3 protein-coding genes and 1 pseudogene are annotated in these 2,555 nt (G+C 43.3%); 1 reads left to right on the top strand and 3 read right to left on the bottom strand.

Going from position 1 to position 2,555, the window contains the following annotated elements; translation table 11 throughout:
• Positions 1-1,081 (bottom strand): outer membrane protein assembly factor BamB family protein (locus tag ACWHAR_RS19810; protein WP_452087595.1); only part of this gene is annotated, 1,081 nt, incomplete at its 3' end.
• A 100-nt stretch (positions 1,082-1,181) separates the two neighbouring features.
• Entirely contained in the window at positions 1,182-1,631 is a 450-nt protein-coding gene (locus ACWHAR_RS19805; protein WP_257182412.1) for a DUF5391 domain-containing protein, read from the bottom strand.
• 231 nt (positions 1,632-1,862) lie between these two features.
• Between ACWHAR_RS19805 and ACWHAR_RS19800 the strand changes: the two are divergent.
• Positions 1,863-2,317: pseudogene (locus tag ACWHAR_RS19800) on the top strand (RDD family protein).
• Positions 2,318-2,346: 29 nt separating this feature from the next.
• Here the strand turns inward: ACWHAR_RS19800 and ACWHAR_RS19795 are convergent.
• Positions 2,347-2,555, bottom strand: a 209-nt coding sequence (locus ACWHAR_RS19795; RefSeq protein ID WP_452087594.1) for a DUF418 domain-containing protein, incomplete at its 5' end; no start/stop codon positions are given.

The following is a 2,555-nucleotide window of genomic DNA, read 5'->3' as shown; positions in this document are numbered from 1 at the left end:
ACCCGAAATACACCGTTCCCTTCGCGTCAATCAGCGGCGCCGTTCTGACAGGACCGTCTGTATAGAATGACCAGTTCATATCCCCGTTTTTGCTGATGGAAAACAGCTCGCCGCTTCCTGAGCCGATGTAGATATTGCCATTATGATCAATCGCAGGAGATGAGCTGGAGAACCCGTTTAACGGGAATGTCCATTTCAAACTGCCTGTTGATGTATAGGCATACAGCTGTCCATCTTGGTTGCCGGCATAAATGTTTCCGTCCTTATCAATCACCGGATATCCTTTAAACGCATTTGACGTCGTTCTGGACCATTTCACCTGTCCGGTTCCGGAGTTGATCGCATAAAACACGTAATTATATGTGCCGACATACACGGTGCCGTTTTTGGCAAGCACCGGCACAGAGCTGACGACACCATTTGTTTTCAACTTCCAGCGCTCTGTCCAGGTTGATTTTGACGTCGGTTTGATCGCGTGAACATAATTATCAAGTGTTGAGAAATACAACGTCCCGTCTGAACCGATCACCGTTTCAGAGCTTGGCCCGCCGCTTAACGGAACCGTTGTTAAAATTTCTCCCGTTTCTTTGTCAATAAAATAAATCTTTTTGTCATAGGATGCCAAATAGATAACGCCGTTGGTCCCAAGTACAGGAGATTGCGTATATGTTTTTCCAAGATTGCCAGTCACCCATTTGACTGAGCCGTCTGGATTAAAGGCTTTCATTTCCCCGTCTCTGGAATGAAGATATACTGTGCCGTCTCCGTCAATCACAGCCCCCGCTCCATTTTGCGGAGTCGTTCTGATGTCGTTTTGCCATTTCAGCGTCCCGTCTGTATTTCCGGCGAACCGGCTTTCGCGTGACCAGTTAAACATGGCAGGCGCCATCGCTTGTACATCATATCTTCCTGGCAAAAAGCCAGATGCTCCATTATTTTGAGAAAACACCGTTTCCGCCGCATAAGCAGCTGTCGACTGAAGCACTTTGGCAGCGGGCACATCAGAAACAGCGCCGGCCGAAACAGCCGCCGCCACCGCAGCTCCCGCAATCAAAGCTTTCATACGAAATGACTTGACCATCATTGAGACCCCCATTATATGTAACTTCTAATTTGCGACCATCATAACATATTCATCCATTTTATAAATCTATTTCACAAAAACATCACAAACTAGAAAACTATGTAAGAGTATTCACGGACGTTTTTTCAGCACCCGATCGAAATGCAGCCACAAACCAAATGACGTTGACAGCAGCCGCAGCGAGACTAATTCCGAAAACAAAGATCACCTCAGAAAGCAGATGGTCACTAAAGAAACTAAACATCAAGATAAAACCGGCCGAAGACAAATGAATCAAAAGCCCGAAGCCGCAAAGCACCGCCATGACATACCTCATTGCATCGACTCCGAGCATATAAACGAGAAATGGAATGAAATACAAGACAAGGATCATACCGACAGCTGACCACATGCCAGCTGAATTAAACTGATTGGCCGCCGCTCCCGTTCCGGCCAGCGGCGAAAGTGAAGCCGCCACAATCACGGCGCAAAAAAGAAACGCAGAAATGGTTGTCATGATCGCCACGCTATTTTTTTTGACATCAAACTCCTCCTTTAATAGAAATATTAACCTTTTTTATTATAAGTAAGTTGAATGTTATATTCATTATATTTTTAAAAAATTCCAGAACACATACACAAATGCTATGCTTCTTTCTAGTATATTTATATAGTAAAAAACAAAGGATAAAAGACTCATTTTTCTGTAATGTCAGGATTTTATCACCATACCATATTGCATGTACTTGTTTTTCAAAGTATACTATTCCAGATTAATTCAGAGGAGAGAGAAAAATACATGGAAAAACCAGCAGGATTTTGGATTCGTTTTTTAGCTTATTTTATTGATGGCATTATTGTATCTGTTCCTAGTTATATTATTCTATTTGTGATCAATTCTGTTTTTGTAGCTGGGGCTGTGGCAACAAACCCTTACATGACGGAAGAAGAGTATTTAGTGAAATACATGACGCTTGCATTTTTGCCTACTATGCTGATCATGATCGTCATCAGTGTGTTATATTACGGGCTGCTCACAGCTTCTAAAATGCAAGGCACACTTGGCAAAAAAATTCTTGGCCTGAAAGTGGTCAATGAACAAGGTGAACGGGTTTCTGTCGGACAGGGAATTGGCCGTTACTTTGCCTATATCTTATCTGGAATCATCTTTTATATCGGGTTTATCATGATCGCCTTTGGAGAGAAAAAGGCCTGCATGACATCATTTGCAAAACACGTGTCGTGTATAAATAATAGAAAAAAGTCTAGACGCCAATAGGCATCTAGACTTTTGTTTTCTTTACAATAGGCTGCCACGACAGATACGTAGCGCTTCTCCACAGCCACTCAAACGGCCCCATCCGAAAGACACGAAGCCAAAGGTGGCTGAAGGCCATTTGAACGGCACAAACCGTAATTGTAATGAGCACACCGGCAGCAGGGTACACTTTTCCATACAGGCCCAAGCCGTAATGATAAAAAATCCAAGTAC

It is taken from the genome of Bacillus sp. LR--39 (assembly GCF_053613335.1).
This window is presented reverse-complemented; position numbering and strand designations above follow the sequence as displayed.